The organism is Bradyrhizobium genomosp. III, from assembly GCF_000261705.1.
Classification (GTDB): Bacteria; Pseudomonadota; Alphaproteobacteria; order Rhizobiales; family Xanthobacteraceae; genus Bradyrhizobium; species Bradyrhizobium ottawaense.
On sequence record NZ_AJQF01000430.1, the window covers coordinates 1 to 3,375 of the forward strand.

Genomic DNA, 3,375 nt, shown 5'->3' on the forward strand with positions numbered 1-3,375 from the left:
CGAAGGGCTGTCCGTCGCGGTGCTCGACATCCGTGCCTTCGGCGGCCAGGCCGGCGCCAGCGCGCGCATCGAAAATTATCTGGGCTTTCCGACCGGTATCTCGGGCCAGGCCCTGACCGCGCGCGCGTTCACCCAGGCGCAGAAGTTCGGCGCCGACATCATGATTCCGGTGACGGTGAAGTCGCTCGACTGCACGCGCAAGGACGGCGCATTCGCGGTGGCGCTCGACGGCTGCGATCCCCTGCGCTCGCGCGCGGTCGTGGTTGCGAGCGGTGCGCGCTATCGCCGGCCGGAGATCGCGAACCTCGACAAGTTCGAGGGACGCGGCGTCTGGTACTGGGCCTCGCCGGTCGAGGCGCGGCTCTGCGCCGGCGAGGAGGTGGCCCTCGTCGGTGCCGGCAATTCGGCAGGTCAGGCGGCCGTGTTCCTGTCGGGGCACGCCAAGAAAGTGCTGATGATCATCCGCGGCGGCGGCCTGGGGGCCAGCATGTCGCGCTATCTCATCGAGCGCATCGAAGCGACCCCGAACATCGAATTGATGTTCAACACCGAGATATCAGCGCTCGAGGGCGACGAGGCCGCGCTGCTGCGGCGCATCCGCTGGAAGAGCCGGCTGTCCGACGACGAGGATTCTGCCGACATCCGCAATCTCTTTCTGTTCGTCGGCGCCGATCCCGCCACCGCCTGGCTCGACGGCTGCGGCGTGACGCTCGATCGTGGCGGCTTCGTCGTGACGGGCGCGCAGTCCGAGCAGAACCAGGGCAGGCTGGTGGCGCCGCTGGAGACCTCCGTGCCCGGCGTCTATGCCGTCGGCGACGTCCGCTCCGGTTCGGTCAAGCGCGTCGGCGGCGCGATCGGCGAGGGTGCCCAGGTCGTGGCCTCCCTGCACGGCTATCTCGGCGACGCCGCAAAACCGGCGCTTTAGCCGAGCAGAAGACAAGCAGATGGCAAGACGAATGGGACTTGCCATTGCGCCGCGTCATGCGTGACTATCTTCCCTCATCCTGAGGAGCGCGCGCAGCGCGTCTCGAAGGATGCAGGCCCGGCTGCATCTGGGCCTGCATGGTTCGAGACGCGTGCTTCGCACGCTCCTCACCATGAGGATCTGACAGAACAGTTTAAAAAAAGGGAGGACTAAATGGCTGAAGTCGTCGTGCTCTACAAGACACCCAAGGATGCTGCCGCCTTCGACAAGTACTACGCCGAGACGCACATTCCGCTCGCCAAAAAACTTCCCGGCCTGAAAAAATACGCCGTCAGCAAGGGGCCGGTCGCATCTCCTGCAGGTCCTTCCGGAATCCATCTCGTTGCCATTCTCACCTTCGACAGCGTGGGCGACATCCAGGCGGCCTTCGGCAGTCCGGAAGGCAAGGCCACCGGCGCCGACGTGCCGAAATTCGCCAGCGGCGGCGCCGACCTCTTGATCTTCGACACCAAGGAAGTGTGAGGCTCGATTCGACTTTCGTCGAAAATCTGCCGTCGTTTGTGACAGCGGTGCAAAAAAATAAGCCATGCGTTTGTCGATTCGCACGATGACGCATGGCTTCGCACATGCATGTGACGACAACGCAGGTGGCAATCCCATGAGGACCGTAATACTACTCTCGTGACCTCGATGCGTAGGAGAGATGTCATGGTCCTTGGCTTGAGCCTGTCCGCCTTCACGATGGTCCATGTCGTCATCAGCCTGATCGCCATCGCCGCCGGCCTCGTCGTGATGTTCGGCCTGCTCGGGTCGAAGTCGATGCCGGGCCTTACCGCGATCTTCTTGGCTTTCACGATCCTGACCAGCGCCACCGGCTTCCTTTTTCCGTTCGAGAAGCTGCTGCCCTCGCACATCATCGGCATCATCTCGCTGGTGCTGCTCGCCATCGCCTGCTTCGCGCTGTACGGTATGAAGCTCGCCGGCGTCTGGCGTCCGGTCTACGTCGTGACCGCGATGATCTCGCTGTATTTCAACGTCTTCGTGCTGGTGATCCAGTCGTTCCTCAAGGTCCCGGCGCTTGCCGCGCTCGCGCCGGCCGTGGCGCCGGCGCCGCCGTCGGGTCCCGTGTTCGCGGCGGTGCAGGGCATCGTGCTGGTGTTCTTCGTCGTGCTCACCATCGGCGCCTGGCGCCGCTTCAAGCCGATGGCGTTTGCCTGATCGGTCTCCCCCTCGTCATTCCGGGGCGATGCGAAGCATCGAACCCGGAATCTCGAGATTCCGGGTTCACGCTTCGCGTGCCCCGCGAATGACGTTCCACTTAAGGAGTCCCCCCATGCCCACCATCACCACCAAGGACGGCGTCGAGATCTTCTACAAGGATTGGGGCAGTGGCCAGCCGATCGTGTTCAGCCATGGTTGGCCGTTGTCGGCCGACGACTGGGACGCGCAGATGATTTTCTTCGTCAACAACGGCTATCGCGTCATCGCCCATGACCGCCGCGGCCATGGCCGCTCGTCGCAGGTTTCCGACGGCCACGACATGGATCATTATGCCGACGACCTCGCGGCCGTGACCGCGCATCTCGACCTCAAGAATGCCATCCATGTCGGCCATTCCACCGGCGGCGGCGAAGTCGTGCACTACATCGCGCGCCACGGCGAGAGCCGGGTGGCGAAGGCGGCGATCCTGTCCGCGGTGCCGCCGCTGATGCTGCAGACCGCGGCCAATCCCGGCGGCCTGCCGAAGAGCGTGTTCGACGATCTCCAGGAGCAGCTCGCGGCCAGCCGCACGCAATTCTATCGCGACCTCCCTGCCGGCCCGTTCTACGGCTACAACCGTCCCGGCGCAAAGCCGTCGGAAGCGGTGATCCAGAACTGGTGGCGCCAGGGCATGATGGGCGGCGCCAAGGCCCATTACGACGGCATCGTCGCGTTCTCGCAGACCGACTTCACCGAGGATCTGAAGAAGATCAACGTGCCGGTTCTGGTCATGCACGGCGACGACGACCAGATCGTGCCCTACGCCGATTCCGCGCCGCTCTCGGCCAAGCTTCTGAAGAAGGGCATCCTGAAAACCTACAAGGGTTTCCCGCACGGCATGCCGACCACGCACGCCGAAACCATCAACGCGGACCTGCTGGCGTTCTTCAGGGAGTGAGGCGCCTCACTTCAAGATCGCCCTGATCGCATCGAAGGTGCGCTTGACGAAAGCTTCCGGCCGCTCACGCGCGCCTTCGCCGATCCAGCTCTCGCCGCCGACGCGCATCGCGCCGGTGGCGATCATGGCGACGAGCCGCGCCTGCAACCGGTCGGATTTGGTTCGTGCGCGCTGGGCGAGGCCCTCGGCCAGCGCGCGCTCGAGCTTCTCGTATTTGAGCTGGTCGCGCGCCTGCAGCGCGGGATTGTCGCGCTTGAGCCGCGACATGGCCGCGGCTTCCGCCGGATCGAGC

At 64.6% G+C, this 3,375-nt stretch carries 5 protein-coding genes; 4 read left to right on the forward strand and 1 reads right to left on the reverse strand.

Annotated features, from left to right (window positions below):
* From IC66_RS0134295 to IC66_RS0134310, 4 genes are all read left to right on the forward strand, one after another.
* A partial coding sequence (locus IC66_RS0134295) for an NAD(P)/FAD-dependent oxidoreductase (protein WP_038950682.1) occupies positions 1-925 on the forward strand: 925 nt, incomplete at its 5' end.
* A 213-nt stretch (positions 926-1,138) separates the two neighbouring features.
* Positions 1,139-1,447, forward strand: a complete 309-nt coding sequence (locus IC66_RS0134300) for an EthD family reductase (protein ID WP_026202518.1) — start codon at positions 1,139-1,141, stop codon at positions 1,445-1,447.
* A 186-nt stretch (positions 1,448-1,633) separates the two neighbouring features.
* Positions 1,634-2,143, forward strand: a complete 510-nt coding sequence (locus tag IC66_RS0134305) for a hypothetical protein (RefSeq protein WP_038950683.1) — start codon at positions 1,634-1,636, stop codon at positions 2,141-2,143.
* 115 nt (positions 2,144-2,258) lie between these two features.
* On the forward strand, positions 2,259-3,083 hold the full coding sequence (locus IC66_RS0134310; RefSeq protein ID WP_038950684.1) for an alpha/beta fold hydrolase: 825 nt from the start codon (positions 2,259-2,261) through the stop codon (positions 3,081-3,083).
* Positions 3,084-3,089: 6 nt separating this feature from the next.
* Here IC66_RS0134310 and IC66_RS0134315 read toward each other — a convergent pair.
* On the reverse strand, positions 3,090-3,375 hold a 286-nt coding region (locus tag IC66_RS0134315; protein WP_038950685.1), incomplete at its 5' end, for an acyl-CoA-like ligand-binding transcription factor.